The organism is Stenotrophomonas geniculata ATCC 19374 = JCM 13324, assembly GCF_001431625.1.
Lineage (GTDB): Bacteria > Pseudomonadota > Gammaproteobacteria > Xanthomonadales > Xanthomonadaceae > Stenotrophomonas > Stenotrophomonas geniculata.
In genome coordinates, this window is sequence record NZ_LLXT01000111.1 from 25,144 (window position 1) to 38,605 (window position 13,462).

At 64.7% G+C, this 13,462-nt stretch carries 13 protein-coding genes; 6 read left to right on the forward strand and 7 right to left on the reverse strand.

Annotated elements, in window-relative coordinates:
* Nucleotides 1-45: 45 nt before the first annotated feature.
* Nucleotides 46-804, forward strand: a complete 759-nt coding sequence (locus ARC63_RS12640; RefSeq protein ID WP_057503475.1) for an SDR family NAD(P)-dependent oxidoreductase — start codon at nt 46-48, stop codon at nt 802-804.
* A gap of 141 nt (nt 805-945) precedes the next feature.
* Here the strand turns inward: ARC63_RS12640 and ARC63_RS12645 are convergent, their stop codons facing one another.
* Nucleotides 946-2,343, reverse strand: coding sequence for a serine hydrolase domain-containing protein (locus tag ARC63_RS12645; protein ID WP_057503476.1), 1,398 nt, complete (start codon nt 2,341-2,343; stop codon nt 946-948).
* Nucleotides 2,344-2,629: 286 nt separating this feature from the next.
* Here ARC63_RS12645 and ARC63_RS12650 point away from each other — a divergent pair, with 286 nt between their 5' ends.
* Together ARC63_RS12650 and ARC63_RS12655 are read left to right on the forward strand one after the other, a co-directional pair.
* On the forward strand, nt 2,630-3,958 hold the full coding sequence (locus ARC63_RS12650; protein ID WP_057503477.1) for an NTP/NDP exchange transporter: 1,329 nt from the start codon (nt 2,630-2,632) through the stop codon (nt 3,956-3,958).
* 30 nt (nt 3,959-3,988) lie between these two features.
* A complete protein-coding gene (locus ARC63_RS12655; protein ID WP_057503478.1) occupies nt 3,989-4,336 on the forward strand; it encodes a DUF1304 domain-containing protein in 348 nt (115 codons plus the stop codon).
* 29 nt (nt 4,337-4,365) lie between these two features.
* On the opposite strand, the gene ARC63_RS12660 is transcribed toward ARC63_RS12655, so the two are convergent.
* From ARC63_RS12660 to ARC63_RS12675, 4 genes are all read right to left on the reverse strand, one after another.
* The gene (locus tag ARC63_RS12660; RefSeq protein ID WP_231298639.1) at nt 4,366-4,749 is read right to left on the reverse strand and encodes a hypothetical protein; all 384 of its coding nucleotides are present in this window, start codon (nt 4,747-4,749) and stop codon (nt 4,366-4,368) included.
* Between the two features lie 27 nt (nt 4,750-4,776).
* Nucleotides 4,777-5,256, reverse strand: a complete 480-nt coding sequence (locus ARC63_RS12665; RefSeq protein ID WP_057503480.1) for a hotdog fold domain-containing protein — start codon at nt 5,254-5,256, stop codon at nt 4,777-4,779.
* Nucleotides 5,257-5,331: 75 nt separating this feature from the next.
* Nucleotides 5,332-7,809, reverse strand: a complete 2,478-nt coding sequence (locus ARC63_RS12670; protein ID WP_057503481.1) for an acyl-CoA dehydrogenase — start codon at nt 7,807-7,809, stop codon at nt 5,332-5,334.
* On the reverse strand, nt 7,806-8,723 hold the full coding sequence (locus tag ARC63_RS12675) for an alpha/beta fold hydrolase (protein WP_043399152.1): 918 nt from the start codon (nt 8,721-8,723) through the stop codon (nt 7,806-7,808). Before ARC63_RS12675 ends, ARC63_RS12670 begins: the two co-directional genes overlap by 4 nt.
* Nucleotides 8,724-8,864: 141 nt before the next feature.
* Between ARC63_RS12675 and ARC63_RS12680 the strand changes: the two genes are divergently transcribed.
* From ARC63_RS12680 to ARC63_RS12690, 3 genes are all read left to right on the forward strand, one after another.
* Nucleotides 8,865-9,467, forward strand: a complete 603-nt coding sequence (locus tag ARC63_RS12680) for a TetR/AcrR family transcriptional regulator (protein WP_006464233.1) — start codon at nt 8,865-8,867, stop codon at nt 9,465-9,467.
* A gap of 103 nt (nt 9,468-9,570) precedes the next feature.
* Entirely contained in the window at nt 9,571-10,890 is a 1,320-nt protein-coding gene (locus ARC63_RS12685) for a hypothetical protein (RefSeq protein ID WP_057503482.1), read from the forward strand.
* Between the two features lie 34 nt (nt 10,891-10,924).
* A complete protein-coding gene (locus ARC63_RS12690) occupies nt 10,925-11,563 on the forward strand; it encodes a 2OG-Fe(II) oxygenase family protein (protein ID WP_049481843.1) in 639 nt (212 codons plus the stop codon).
* A 37-nt stretch (nt 11,564-11,600) separates the two neighbouring features.
* Here the strand turns inward: ARC63_RS12690 and ARC63_RS12695 are convergent, their stop codons facing one another.
* Together ARC63_RS12695 and ARC63_RS22860 are read right to left on the reverse strand one after the other, a co-directional pair.
* Entirely contained in the window at nt 11,601-12,140 is a 540-nt protein-coding gene (locus ARC63_RS12695) for a GNAT family N-acetyltransferase (RefSeq protein ID WP_053092030.1), read from the reverse strand.
* 32 nt (nt 12,141-12,172) lie between these two features.
* Complete coding sequence (locus tag ARC63_RS22860; protein ID WP_082587868.1) at nt 12,173-13,462, reverse strand: 2OG-Fe(II) oxygenase family protein; 1,290 nt, start codon at nt 13,460-13,462, stop codon at nt 12,173-12,175.

Sequence of the window (13,462 nt, forward strand, 5' to 3'; positions counted from 1 at the left end):
TCGTGCAAGGGCTGGATTGGCCGGCCACGTGGACAGGAGAACACCATGGACTTGAATCTTGCAGGCCGTACCGCATTGGTCACGGGGGCGGGCAGTGGCATCGGTGCCGCCGTCGCCAGGCATCTGGCGGCCCAGGGCGTGCGCGTCGCCATCACGTCGCGGCAGCGCGCGCCCCTGCAGGCGCTGGCGGCGCGGATCGAAGCCGAAGGCGGCGCGGCACCGGTCATCGTGGTCGGCGATGTCACCGTCGCCGACGACGTCCGGTCCATCGCGGAGGCATCCCGGGAGGCATTGCAGCGCGTGGACATCCTGGTCAATGCCGCAGGGGGCTCCCGGCCGACCACGGCGGATGCCGATGACGAGGTCTGGGAGGAAGCGATCGCCCTGAACTTCTCCGCCGCACGACGGCTGACCCAGGCGCTGTTGCCCGGCATGCAGGCGCAGGCATGGGGGCGGGTGATCAATTTCAGCGGTTCGATGGAGCCACGTTCGGTGAATGCCGCCACCGCGGCGAAGGCGGCGCTGCATCTGTGGAGCAAGGGGTTGTCGTCGGAGGTGGCCGGGCAGGGCATTACGGTGAATGCGATTGCACCGGGGCGCATCAACAGCCCGCAGATTCTTGATCGCCTGCATCCCACCGAGGAAAGCCGGCGCGAGTTCATTGCACGCAACATTCCGATCGGGCGCTTCGGCGAGCCGGACGAAGTGGCGCCGCTGGTGGCCTTCCTGGCTTCGCCGCTGGCCGGCTACATCACCGGTGTGGTGATTCCGGTGGATGGCGGCATGCACTACTTCGCGCACTAGCGCTGCGGAGCTGTAGAGCCGAGCCCATGCTCGGCTGCCTCGCGCCAGAATTCCGCTCAGCCGAGCACGGCTCGGCGCTACACAACAACAAAAAGGGCAGCCCTCAGGCCGCCCTTCATGTTTACGGTCGAGCCCGCCTGATCAGCGCGGGGACGCCACCGCGCGGTTGCTCGAGGCACCCTTGCCCTTGCGCTTGTCCTGCTGCGCCGGGCTTGCGCCCTCGGCCATCAGGTTGTCGCTGCCGAAGTCGGTGTCCACATCCAGCCAGCGCTGCGCAGGCAGGCCGAGCGCGGAATCGAGCACGGTCGGCAGCAGGCCGCTGGGCAGGCTGCTTTCGCCATTCCACATGATGGCGATGCCGAGATCGCGTTCCGGCACCAGCGCGACCAGGCCGCGATAGCCCTGCACGGCACCGGCATGGAACACCACGTCGTGGCCGGCGTAGTCGAAGGTGCGCCAGCCCAGGGCGTAGCCGGCCGAGTGCAGGCGCTCGCGGCGCCAGCCCGAACGCATCTCGCCGGGGGTGCTGATCAGGCTCGAATGCAGCGTGGCCAGCAGCGGTGCCGGCAGCACGTCCGGGCGGTGGCCGGTGTGGGCCAGCAGCCATTGCGCCATGTCGCTGGCGCTGGCGTTGACGCCGGCCGCCGGGGCGACGCGGTAGTAGGTCGGCTTCGGTGTCAGCGACACCCAGCCATTGCGGCTGCGCACGTGCGGACGCGCCCAGCGCGAGCTGGCCTGGATGCCAGCCAGGCCAAGGCTGGCATCGTTCATGCCCAGCGGCTTGAAGATGCGGCGCTCGACCGACTGCTCGTAGAAGCTGCCGGAGGCGGCATAGACGACGTCGCCGATCAGGCTGAAGGCCACGTTCTGGTAGGCGTAGCAGTCGCCCGGCAGGCACTTCAGGCTGGTGTTGGCCAGCTTCTGGGTCAGCGAGTAGTACTCGGCGTTGCCTTCGATGTCGCGGTCGTAGGCGTTGTAGGGCAGGCCGACGCGATGGCTGAGCACGTCGGCCACGGTCAGGCGATCGGTCGCTTCCGGCGAGTTCAGGCGGAAGCCCGGCACATAGTCGGTGACCTTGCTGTCCCAGCGCAGCGTGCCGTCGTTGACCAGCAGGCCGGCCATGGTGCCGGCGAAGGCCTTGGACAGCGAGGCCAGGCGGAACACGGTGTGGGCATCGACCGGCAGCGGGTTGTTGACGTCGGTAACGCCATAGCCGCGCGCGCTGAGGATGCGCCCGCCCTGCACGATGGCCACCGCCATGCCCGGCACGCGCTCGCCATAGGTAAGCTGCTGCGCCATCGATTCGATATTGGCCACGTTGAAGCCGGCCGCCGGCAGCTGCACCTGCGGCACCAGGCCGGTGCGGTAGGCGGCGGGCTGCGTGTGGGCGACGGCGGTGGCGGCGGATTCGATGTTGGCCGGCATCGGCGGCAATGGCGGCGGGGTCTGCGCGGTGGTGGACAAGGCAACGGGCATCAACATGCCCAGCAAACCGGTGGCCGCCGAACGGATCGGACGACGCAGGCTGTTCTTTTTCATCGTGGAGACCCGTGCGCGACTGCTGATGGCGATTCTAGCGCCGCTTTTCCCTTGTGCACAAACAAAGCGAAGATGAATGCGCATCTCGTTGAAAAAGTTGGAATTTTGACGCCCTGAAGGCATGTATCGGAACGTGTCGTATGGGTGGGGCCGTGACACTGCGTTGCAGCCTTCTGCGTGGCTGCTGCTGGCGATGTTGCAGTGCATTGGCTAACGTACGCGCTTCACCGCCCCCGGAGCCTGCCATGCCGCTGTCCAACCGCCGTCTTCTGGCGAGGGACGCCGCGTGAGCGCGGTGAAGGGCAAGGGGCCGCTGCGTGGGCTGACGGTGGCACTGCGTGAGTCGCCGGCGCTGTGGTGGTCGTTCCTGTACTTCTTCTGCCTGCTCAGTGGCTACTACGTGCTGCGCCCGGTGCGTGAGGCGATGGCTGCCTCGGCTGACCTGGAGACCGTGTTTCCGCCGATGCTGATCGCCTGGTTTGCCAGCCATGGCATCGCGCTGAAGGACTTCGTCCTGCAGTTCCTGTTCTCCTGCGTGTTCGTGATCATGCTGGTACTGCAGCCGGTGTACGGCTGGCTGGTCAGCCGCTTCCCGCGGCGGGTGTTCCTGCCGGCGGTGTATGGGTTCTTCATCGTCACTCTGCTGGGCTTCTACGTACTGTTCGATAGCGGTGTGCCAGGCCGCGGGATGGCGTTCTTTTTCTGGATCACCGTCTTCAACCTGTTCGCGGTGGCGGTGTTCTGGAGCTTCATGGCCGATGTGTTTTCCAACGCGCAGGCACGTGCCTTCTACGGTTACATCGGCGCGGCCGGCACCGTCGGTGCCTTCCTTGGTCCGGTCATCACCAGTGCGCTGGTGCAGCGCGTGGGCATTGCCAATCTGATGCTGGTCTCGGCAGGCTTTCTCGCCATCTGCCTGTTGAGCATCTGGCGGCTGCGGCACTGGGCGGTGCTGCGTGAGCAGGAGCAGCAGCTGGTATCCGGCGAGCAGCCGATGGGCGGCAGCGTGCTGGACGGCCTGAAACTGATCGTGCGTGAGCCGTTGCTGCGCTGGCTGGCGATCATGGTGGTTTTCGGTGTGGGCGTGGGCACCCTGCTGTACAACCAGCAGGCCAGTATCGTGCGTGCAGCGTTCAACGATGCAGGCGCTGCCACGGCCTTCTTCTCGCGTATCGATCTGGCGGTGAACGCACTGGCGCTGCTGATGCAGCTGGGCCTGACCCGCTGGCTGCTGTCGCGCCACGGCATCGCGCCGGCCCTGTTGATCCCTGGCTTTGCGATCCTGATCGGCTTCTCGGTGCTTGCCGCTTCACCCATGCCGTTGATGGTGGCCGTGGTGCAGGTGATGACCCGCGCCAGCGAGTTCGCATTGGCCAAGCCGGCACGTGAAACCATCTATACCCGCGTGGACCGGCAGTGGCGTTACAAGGCCGGCGCGGCCATCGATACGGTGGTGTACCGCGGCGCGGACCTGAGCTTTGCGTGGGTGCACAAGGGCTTGTCGCTGTTTGGTTCACATGTGGTGTTCATCGGTGGCGTGGTGGTTGCCGCGTGCATGACCGCCGCCGCGTTTGGTGTACTGCGCGAAGAAAAAAAGCTGCCGCGCGACCGCTGATCCCGTCCAGTCATTTCGAGGAGAGAAACCATGTCGCTGATCGCGCTGCTGCTGACCGTGCTGGTCGCGGTGCTGCACCTGTACTTCCTGGTGCTGGAGATGTTCCTGTGGACCCGTCCGCTGGGCTTGAAGACGTTCCGCAACACGCCGGAGAAGGCGGAGACCACGCGCGTGCTGGCGGCCAACCAGGGCCTGTACAACGGCTTCCTGGCGGCGGGCATCGTGGTGGGGCTGGTGATGGCGCAGCCGGTGCTGGTGACGTTCTCGTTGGGCTGCGTGGTAGTGGCGGGGGCCTATGGCGCATGGAGCGTAAGCCCGCGCATATTCATGATCCAGGCCGTACCGGCGATCCTGGCACTGGTGTTGCGAGTGCTCTGAAGTGGGCGCGTGCTGGCAAGCGCCATCGCTCAGCGGCTGATGGCGCGCATGAAGCCCAGCCACATTGGCACGGCATGCAGCGCCGCACCCAGCACGAACAGGCCTGTCAGCAGGTGTACGCGCCAGTCGTTGATACGCAGGAAGACGAATTGTTCAAGCGTGCGGCCCACCCAGAACACCGCCATGAAGCCCAGCAGGACCACCCCCAGACGAGTGTCGACCAGGTCCGGGGCAAAGATCAGCGCGATCAGCCCCATTCCCAGGAACACATAGATCACGCGCAGATTCAGGATCTGCATGATCGCGCGATTGGCCATGCCGAGCTGGGCGAGCTCGCGTTTCCAGCCGAACAGCCGCCAGAACGCCAGATGGAAGGCGGCAAACCCCAGGCTGTGAATGCCTGCCAGGCGCACCAGCAGTTCAGTGGTCGTCATGGTTGATCAGCCTGTGCGCGGAGGGCGTGGCGATACCCACATCGCGATGGTCGCATGGAACACCTCGGTCCCTGCCGCATCGGTCACGCTGACCTTCACCGGCAGGTCGTAGCCGTCCGCAGCACTGACGATGGACAACACTGGCGTCGCCACGGCCTTCAACGTGCCCAAGGCCTTGGCCTGGTATTTCACGTCCATGCCCTTGGGGATCCAGCGCATGTCTGCCGGCAGGCTGGCGTCCACCATCAGCCCGGCGGTCAGCTCGGCCAGGTTGCACATCGCGATCGCATGCACCGTGCCGATGTGGTTGCGCACCTTGCGGCGATCGGCCAGCGTGCCTTCGCAGCGGCCGTGTTCCAGGCGGGTGATGCGCGGTGCGATGCTGGCGAAGTAGGGCGCCTTGAAGCAGACCGCGCGCGAGAACAGCCAGTTGCCGGCGGGCCAGCGCTGCAGGCGGCGGTAGAGCGAAAGCAGGGGCGTGGACATGAGCGGTTTCCGGTCGGCGGATAGAACGACGGCGGGCCGAGGCCCGCCGTCGAAGGCAACGCGTGTCGCGGGCGATCAGGCCGCCTGCGAATGCGGATCCTTGTGCTGGCGGTCGTAGTAGCTGGCCGCGCGCAGCTCGTGGGTGTCGAAATCGTCCACGGTGATGGTGTCCAGGGTCAGCGTGCGCAGCTCTTCCAGCAGGCTGCGCTCGTCCTGGGTGATCACGCCCTCGGCCACGGCTTCGTCCAGCTGGGCCTTGAAGTCCAGCGCTTCGATGCCCTTGCTCTTCAGCGCCTTGAGGAACTTGCGCTCCACCGGCTCGGCCATGATCGCCTTGCTCAGGTAGCTGTTGATGCGGCCACCCGGGTTGTTCTCGCACGGGGTCAGGAACACGCCGCTGGCCAGACGATCACGCGCTTCGTTCGGCGCCATCAGCAGGGCGGCGACGCGGCGGCTCAGACGGTCGCCCGGAGCCTCGGCACGACGGCCCAGCGGGAAGATCAGCGCCCACATCAGCCAGCCGATCGGACGGATCGGGAAGTTGCGCAGCGCGGCCGACAGCGATCCCTCGATCTTGTGCACGCTGTCATGGAAGGCCCAGGCCAGCAGCGGCTGGTCGGCCTGCGGTGCGCCTTCGTCGTGGTAGCGCTTGAGCATGGCGCTGGTCATGTAGACGTGGCTCAGCACATCGCCCAGGCGGCCTGACAGCGATTCCTTGAACTTCAGCTTGCCGCCGAGGGTCATCATCGAGATGTCGGCCATCAGCGCCAGGTTGGCCGAGTAACGGTCCAGCTTGCGGAAGTAGCGGCGGGTATAGGCGTCGCCCGGGGCGGCGCCGAAGCGCGCGCCGGTCAGGCCGAACCAGAACGAACGCACGGCATTGGAGATACCGAAGCGGATGTGGCCGAACAGGCTGCGGTCGAACTCCTGCAGGCCGGCACGGGTGTCCGGATCCTGCGCGGCCTTCATTTCCTTCAGCACCCACGGGTGGCAGAGGATCGCACCCTGGCCGAAGATCAGCAGGCTGCGGGTCATGATGTTGGCGCCTTCCACGGTGATCGCGATCGGCGCGGCCTGCCAGCTGCGGCCGGCGAAGTTGCGCGGCCCCAGGATGATGCCCTTGCCGCCGATCACGTCCATCATGTCCGAGATCACCTCGCGGCTCATGTTGGTGCAGTGGTACTTGGCGATCGCCGACGGCACCGACGGCACGTCACCACGGTCGACCGCCGCGGCGGTGGCCTGCGACAGCGCGCTGATCTTGTAGGCCTTGCCGCCGATGCGGGCCAGCGCTTCTTCCACGCCCTCGAAGCGGCCGACCGACAGGCCGAACTGCTTGCGGATGCGTGCGTAGGCGCCGGTGACGGCGGCACCGGCCTTGGCACCGCCACTGGCGGTGGACGGCAGCGTGATCGAGCGGCCCACGGCCAGGCACTCGTTGAGCATGTTCCAGCCCTTGCCGGCCATGGCTGCGCCACCGATCAGCTGGGTCAGCGGAATGAACACGTCCTTGCCGCGGATCGGACCGTTCTGGAAGGTCGAGTTCAGCGGGAAGTGGCGACGGCCGATTTCAACACCAGCGGTGTCGCGCGGCAGCAGGCCCAGGGTGATGCCGATGTCGCGGGTATCGCCGATCAGGCCATCCGGGTCGTACATGCGGAAGGCCAGGCCGATCAGCGATGCGACCGGCGCCAGGGTGATGTAGCGCTTGTCGAAGGTCAGCTTGACGCCGAGCACCTGCTCGCCGTTCCACTCGCCCTTGCAGACGATGCCGTAGTCCGGAATGGAGGTGGCGTCGGAACCGGCGAACGGACCGGTCAGGCCGAAGCAGGGCACCTCGCGACCATCGGCCAGGCGCGGCAGGTACTGGTCCTTCTGTTCCTGGGTGCCGTAATGCACCAGCAGTTCACCCGGGCCCAGCGAGTTCGGCACGCCGACGGTGGAGCTGACCACCGAAGACACCGAGGCCAGCTTCTGGATCACCTTGTGGTGGGCCAGTGCGGAGAAGCCCAGGCCGCCGTATTCCTTCGGGATGATCATGCCGAAGAACTTGTTCTTCTTGATGAAGGCCCACAGCTCCGGCGGCAGGTCGGCATGGACGTGGGTGATTTCCCAGTCGTTGACCATGGTGCACAGCTCTTCCACCGGGCCATCAAGGAAGGCCTGTTCTTCGGCGGTCAGCTGCGGCTTGGGATAGTTGAGCAGGATGTTCCAGTCCGGATCACCGGTGAACAGCTCGCCCTCGAAGCCGACCGAGCCGGTTTCCAGCGCGATGCGCTCGGTCTGCGACAGCGGCGGCAGCACCTTGCGGAACACCTTCATCATCGGGCCGGTCAGCAGCGGCTTGCGGATGAACGGCAGCAGCAGCGGCACGGCGATGACGGCAAGCACGGCGGCCGCGACGATCGTGGCGGTCTGGTTGACGTAGGGAATGAACCAGCAGGCGGCCAGCAGGGCCACGCTGATCAGCGTCCAGGTAACCAGCCGCATGCGGTGGTAGGCGACGAACGCGCCTGCCAGCAGCAGGGCGAGGAAGGGAAGAACGATGCTCATGAGCGTGCTCCGGTGACGTGCTCGTTTGTGGCGGACGAAGCCGCAGCGTCTGCTGCGGGCAACACGTCCAGATAGTCCAACACAGTAGCGGTAAAGGCGTCGTTGTCATCGCCGGCGACCATGTGCGTGGCCTGCGGCAGCTGTACATGGCGCGCGTGCGGCGCCAACGCCAGGAATTCGGCCACGGTCTGCGGCGTGACCAGGTCGCTGCGGCCGCCGCTGACCAGCAGCAGCGGGCACTTCACCTGCCGCGCGGCCTCGGCCAGTGCATCCTGGTGCTGCTCGCTGTCGCGGGCCAGTTCGGCCACCAGTCGCGGATCCCAGTGCCAGCGCCAGCGGCCATGGCCGTCCTCGCGCAGCAGGGCGCGCAGCGACTGCTCGGATTTGCGCGGGCGGTGCGGCATGTAGGCCGAGATCACGTCGGCGGCCTGGGTGAGCGAGGCGAAGCCGTCGGGATGGGCGGTCATGAAGGCCAGGATGCGTTCAACACCGGCGGTATCCCAACGCGGGGTGATGTCGACCAGCACCATCGCCGAGAACAGGCCTGGCCAGCGCGATTCGGCCAGCAGGCCGAACAGGCCGCCCATCGAGGCTGCGACCAGCACCGGCGGGCGCGGCTGCTCGCCGGCCAGCACGATCAGGTCATCGGCGAACTGTTCGCCGTGGTAGGGCAGGTCGGCGGCATTCCAGTCCGAATCGCCGTGGCCGCGTGCGTCATAAGCCAGGGTCTGCAGGCCGGCTGCAGACAGGGCACGCGCGGTGGCATTCCAAGCATGACGGGTCTGGCCGAAGCCGTGCGCGAACAGCACCCGGCCACGGCGACCGTGGTCGCTGGCAGTGGCGGCGAGGCGGGCGCCATGGGCCGCCTCCAGGCGCAGGTCATGGAACGCAGCGGGAGTAGGGGACGTAACCATACTTGCTAGTATGGATCGCCTGTGAGGGAAGTCAATACTGCATCGTATGGTGCAGTGCGACAGGCCTGCAGGAGAGGCCTTTGACGGTTTCGACCGCAACGGCGTACTGCAACGAACCCCGGCGTATGGTTAAATCAGCCCATGAATCAACCTGACGCTTCCGCCGGCGAACCGCGCGCCGGCCGCAACAGCCGCCTGAGTGCCGAGGACTGGGCCCAGGCGGCCCTCGACCTGATTGCTGAACAAGGCGTAGGCGCCGTTGCGGTGGAACCGCTGGCGCGGCGACTCGGCGTGACCAAGGGCAGTTTCTATTGGCATTTCCCCTCGCGTGACGCCTTGTTGCAGGCCGCGCTGGAACGCTGGGAACTGTTCGAACAGGAACAGGTGTTCGGCAGCCTGGAAGACGTACCGGATCCGCGCGTGCGCCTGCGCCAGCTGTTCCAGATGGTGGCGCATGAAGTGCAGCCGCACATCATCTACAGCGAGCTGCTGAAGGCATTGGACCATCCGATGGTGCGGCCGGTGATCGACCGCGTGTCGCAGCGCCGCCTCGACTATCTGATCGCCTCGTTCCGCCAGGCAGGGCTCAGCTCGACCGATGCACGCCATCGCGCACGCCTGGCCTACGCCGCCTATGTCGGCTTCCTGCAGCTGTCCCTGCAGCTGCAGCAGCCCAAGCAGGCGCGCGAGGATTTCGAAGCCTATGTCGAGCATCTCATCGAGACGCTGATTCCGAACGGTTGAAGTTGAAAGCCTGCGGCCGATAGCCGGCTGCCCGTCGCTTGACAGCAAGTGCTGGATGATTGAATGTTCAGGATGCCTTCACGGATCTCGGGCGAGGACAGGGATGTTCCACGGAATCAATCAGCAGGCATTGCCGGCCTTCCAATCGTTGCCCGGCACCATGGCATACGCAGAGATACAGCGACGCCTCGAGGCCTTCCGGATCGCCTTGAATGCACCTCGGATGCGCTTTTCCGCGCATCCGTTGTTGTTTGATCGCAACGACTACGAGCAACTGGTTGACGGCTTGCAGCTGGTTGCATCCGGCCTGCAGCGCGTGGTCGACGAAGCATTGCGCCGGCATGCGCGTAGTGACCTTCTTCAGCTAATGGGGGTCGACCCTGCATGGGCACCCTTGGTGGACTGGGAGCAGCTTCGCAGCGGCCAACATCGCGTGATGCGTGCCGATCTGTTGCCTTGCGCCGATGGCATGCGGATATGCGAGCTCAATTTCTCCGCAGCGGTGGGTGGCTTCGAATTGTTCGAACACTATCGAGCGTTCGCCGACGTGCTTGGCTGGGACGCAGAGGGTAGTCAGGCGGTACCGGTAAACAATCTTGCCAGCATGTACGCGCGAAGCATCGTGCGTGAGGGCTACCTTAGCCTCCATCTGCTCGACTGGAGCACGCACTCGGCAATGGGTTATCCCAGTGGCGATCTCAGCCAGCAGTGGTTGCGGCGTTCTCTGCCTGGACTGGACATTTCGGTGCATGATGAACGTAGTTGGCGCCATGCGCGGCGCTCGGGCATGGATATGAGCAGGACACTGGTCCATCGTCGCTTTACCTATGACGACGTGCTTTCTGATCACGATGTGTACCTGGACATCCTCGACAGCGGTGCGAGGTTCTCCAATGGCCTTGAAGCCGAACTGCTGATGAGCAAGGCATGGCTGGCATTGCTGTGGGATGAGGGCTACCGGCAGGTACTGACGCCGATGGAATGGGGGGCAGTACAGCGCTGGGTGGTGCCCACGCATTTCGTCACTGTCGACGATGTAGCCGCATTGAACGAATCCGACAGCAACATCGTGTTCAAGAAAAAGTACGGCTACGGCGGGCAGGATGTCGTTCCCTCCGGTAGCGCCGCCGCTGCCCTGTTGGCGCGCCGGTTGAGCACATCTGGAGCTGGCGACTGGGTCCAGCAGCCGATGCTCGATGTTCCGGAACTGGTCCATCTGGACGATCGCGACCTTGGCTTGGCGCCTCACCGTACAGTGGTGGGCGTGTACTTGCATGAGGGCGCGGCCAGCGGTTGCGTCGTGCGATCAGCGGTTGGCAATCGGGTTGTCAATGCCAGCAGCGGCGCCAGCATCGGCTGGGCACCGGTACTGAACCCCGATGAGCGCGGCGCATTCCTGGAGAAATTTTCTGCCTTGGCTTGATTGATTGCTTTCCCAAACGAAAGGAGGACGCTGCATGAGTATGGTATTGGAAGCCTCGCAACTTTCCCGCTACGCGGATGAGTTGAAAACGACCGGCAGTACGTTGATCCCGATGGGCGTTGTGTTTGACGCCTCGACATTGAAAGAGCTTGAAAGGCTCCAGTCGTTGCTGCCTGAAGAGGCCGTCACGCAGGGCGACGCAGGCGACACGCACGACATCTACGTGCGTCGCATCATGGTTGATCGGCAAGGCGAGGTTCCGCAGGTGGTCAATCGCCCGCACGCAGACCAGATCCTGGGGATCCTCAACCGGGAGGAGTGCCGGAACGCGATTGCAGAACTGTTCCAGTCACAGGATGCCTTCCATATCCGTCGGGCACAGATGAACCGCATGACGGCGGGTTCCTTCATCGGCCTGCATCTGGATGCTGCCAGCAATCCGGACTATGACTACTCGATGATCATCCAGTTGGGGCACGATTTCGCAGGCGGTGATTTTGTCGTCCACGACGATGCCGGTGCGCGCCATGCCTATGCGGCGACCTACGGCACGGTGCTGCTTACGACCTGCAAGTTGCGGCACGAGGTCGCACGGGTGACGGCCGGCGAGCGCAATGCGCTGGTCTATTTCTATTCGCGGCACGATGGCGCCAATCGTCGCCACGACGCCTGACGTTGCCCGTCATCCGGCGTCTGTTGCCGGAACTACATCATGAAGTGAGCGTCGTGAGGCTGGAGGTGCGTGTGAGCACTGCGAATGGATTGCCTTCAAAATCCATTTCCTCGACGATGCTATAGCCGACGGCGTTGGCCAACGCCAGCGCCGATCGGTTGCGGAGATCGGTAATCGCTGAAGTGGCTTCGATCCGAGCAACGCGATCCATCCATTCCAGCACGCCGGCAGTGGCCTCCTGGGCGATGCCGCGTCCCCAGCCACGACGCGACAACGTGCAGCCGAATTCAGGCAGGCCGGCGGCCTCTCCAGGCAGGTCACGCAGGGTAAGGGCAAAGCCGAGCTCTCCGTAGAATCTTCCATCGTTGCGATGGCGGATGGTCCAGTAGCCGTATCCAAGCATTGCCCAATGGCCTGCATATCGCAGTATGCGAAGCCAGGTCTCGTGCCGGCTGAAAGGGTGGTCGCGGATCATGCGCAGGACCGCCGGGTCTGACCACATGCTGGTGCAGTCATCGAGGTCATCCCGGCAGTGGGGCTGCAGAATGAGGCGTTCCGTAACTATTCGACGTTCCATGTGAAATGCCTCAGCGGATGAAAGGGACTTGTTCACAGCGACGCTGGCAGCAGGTCGAATGCCAGACTGATGCGCGGTCGCGTTCCGTGGTACGGCGTTGTGTGATGGAGGAACCAGGAGGGGAAGAGAAGCATGTCGCCGCTGCGGGCCACATGACGATGCGCGTGCGGTTCGCCCGCTGTGTCGATGTCCCTGGGGGCATGCCCAAACACGAGATCCCCGTCTCCCCTGGCAGAGTTGCCGGCATCGAGGTAAAGCACCCCACTGATGCGGCCGGCGGGATGCAGGTGTGGATCCTGATGTCCTCCATCGCCATGCAGCACCGTTGCCCAGGCCTGCAGCGTCCATCGTGAAGGCAGGCTCAGTCGCCAGGCGTCGAGAGGGGCGTCGAGCAGGCTTCCGCGCAGTTGCAGCAGATAATCGTGGAGTGCGTTGCTCACCTGCTGGCCGAATTCGTGGAATGGGCTTGCTGGCGCCAGGTCGAGCATCGCACTTTGAAGGCCGCCAAGAGTGGTTTTGCCCGCAGGCTCCCAGCGTAATGACGGCAACTGCAGCACCGCATCGATCAACGCTGTGGTGTCCAGATCGGTCCTGATCTGCCGCAGCAGGAGCGGGTAGTCCATCAAGCCGAGGGCATCCTGCAGTTTCAGAGCGCATGCGGACAGATAGCGCCCGGCCCAGCAGCGCTGGTCGTGGGGATGTTCTGAAAGAAGGGTCAGGAAACGTGCATGAGCCGACGCCGCATCACCGCCGCGCAGCAGGGCAATGGCCCAGTCTGCGGCCAGATCGGTGTTTCCGGGAGAGCCCTGTGCAAGCCGGTGGAACAGATCCAGTGCCAGAGCATGTTGACCCGCTCCGCTGAGAGCGTTGGCCAGGCTGTGCTGGATGCGAGCGTCAGCAGGCGACTGCGTTGCAGCTCGTTGCAGCCAAGGCAATGCGGCCGCGTGATTGCCACGCCGCAACAGGACAACACCGATGTTGGCGACAGCCGACGTTTCATCTGGCGCGACCTTCACGATGCGCTGGAAGTCCTCCTCTGCGGCGGTCAGGTCGTCATCATGGGCCAGCAGCGCTGCGCGACGTCGCAAGGCTGGCAGAAAGCGCGGCTCAAGGCTGAGTACCCGATCAAGCTGCTGCTTCGCGTGTTTCCAGTCGCCAATTTCGATCAGCAGCAGCGCCAATTGGAATGCCAGCCTGGGATGGGTTTGCGCAAGCTGCTCATCCTGCAGGCGAAGCAGCGCCCGGTCCTTCTCGCCGGCTAGAAACAACATGGCGATCTCGCGCTCCAGTTCCACATCAGGGATATGGTCCAGTGTTTCCAT

Coding starts and splice junctions, on each gene's coding strand:
- ARC63_RS12685 (WP_057503482.1), top strand. CDS start 9,571: ATGTTCCACGGAATCAATCAGCAGGCATTGCCGGCCTTCCAATCGTTG.
- ARC63_RS12675 (WP_043399152.1), bottom strand. CDS start 8,723: ATGGTTACGTCCCCTACTCCCGCTGCGTTCCATGACCTGCGCCTGGAG.
- ARC63_RS12640 (WP_057503475.1), top strand. CDS start 46: ATGGACTTGAATCTTGCAGGCCGTACCGCATTGGTCACGGGGGCGGGC.
- ARC63_RS12665 (WP_057503480.1), bottom strand. CDS start 5,256: ATGTCCACGCCCCTGCTTTCGCTCTACCGCCGCCTGCAGCGCTGGCCC.
- ARC63_RS12645 (WP_057503476.1), bottom strand. CDS start 2,343: ATGAAAAAGAACAGCCTGCGTCGTCCGATCCGTTCGGCGGCCACCGGT.
- ARC63_RS12690 (WP_049481843.1), top strand. CDS start 10,925: ATGAGTATGGTATTGGAAGCCTCGCAACTTTCCCGCTACGCGGATGAG.
- ARC63_RS12670 (WP_057503481.1), bottom strand. CDS start 7,809: ATGAGCATCGTTCTTCCCTTCCTCGCCCTGCTGCTGGCAGGCGCGTTC.
- ARC63_RS12655 (WP_057503478.1), top strand. CDS start 3,989: ATGTCGCTGATCGCGCTGCTGCTGACCGTGCTGGTCGCGGTGCTGCAC.
- ARC63_RS12680 (WP_006464233.1), top strand. CDS start 8,865: ATGAATCAACCTGACGCTTCCGCCGGCGAACCGCGCGCCGGCCGCAAC.
- ARC63_RS12695 (WP_053092030.1), bottom strand. CDS start 12,140: ATGGAACGTCGAATAGTTACGGAACGCCTCATTCTGCAGCCCCACTGC.
- ARC63_RS22860 (WP_082587868.1), bottom strand. CDS start 13,462: ATGGAAACACTGGACCATATCCCTGATGTGGAACTGGAGCGCGAGATC.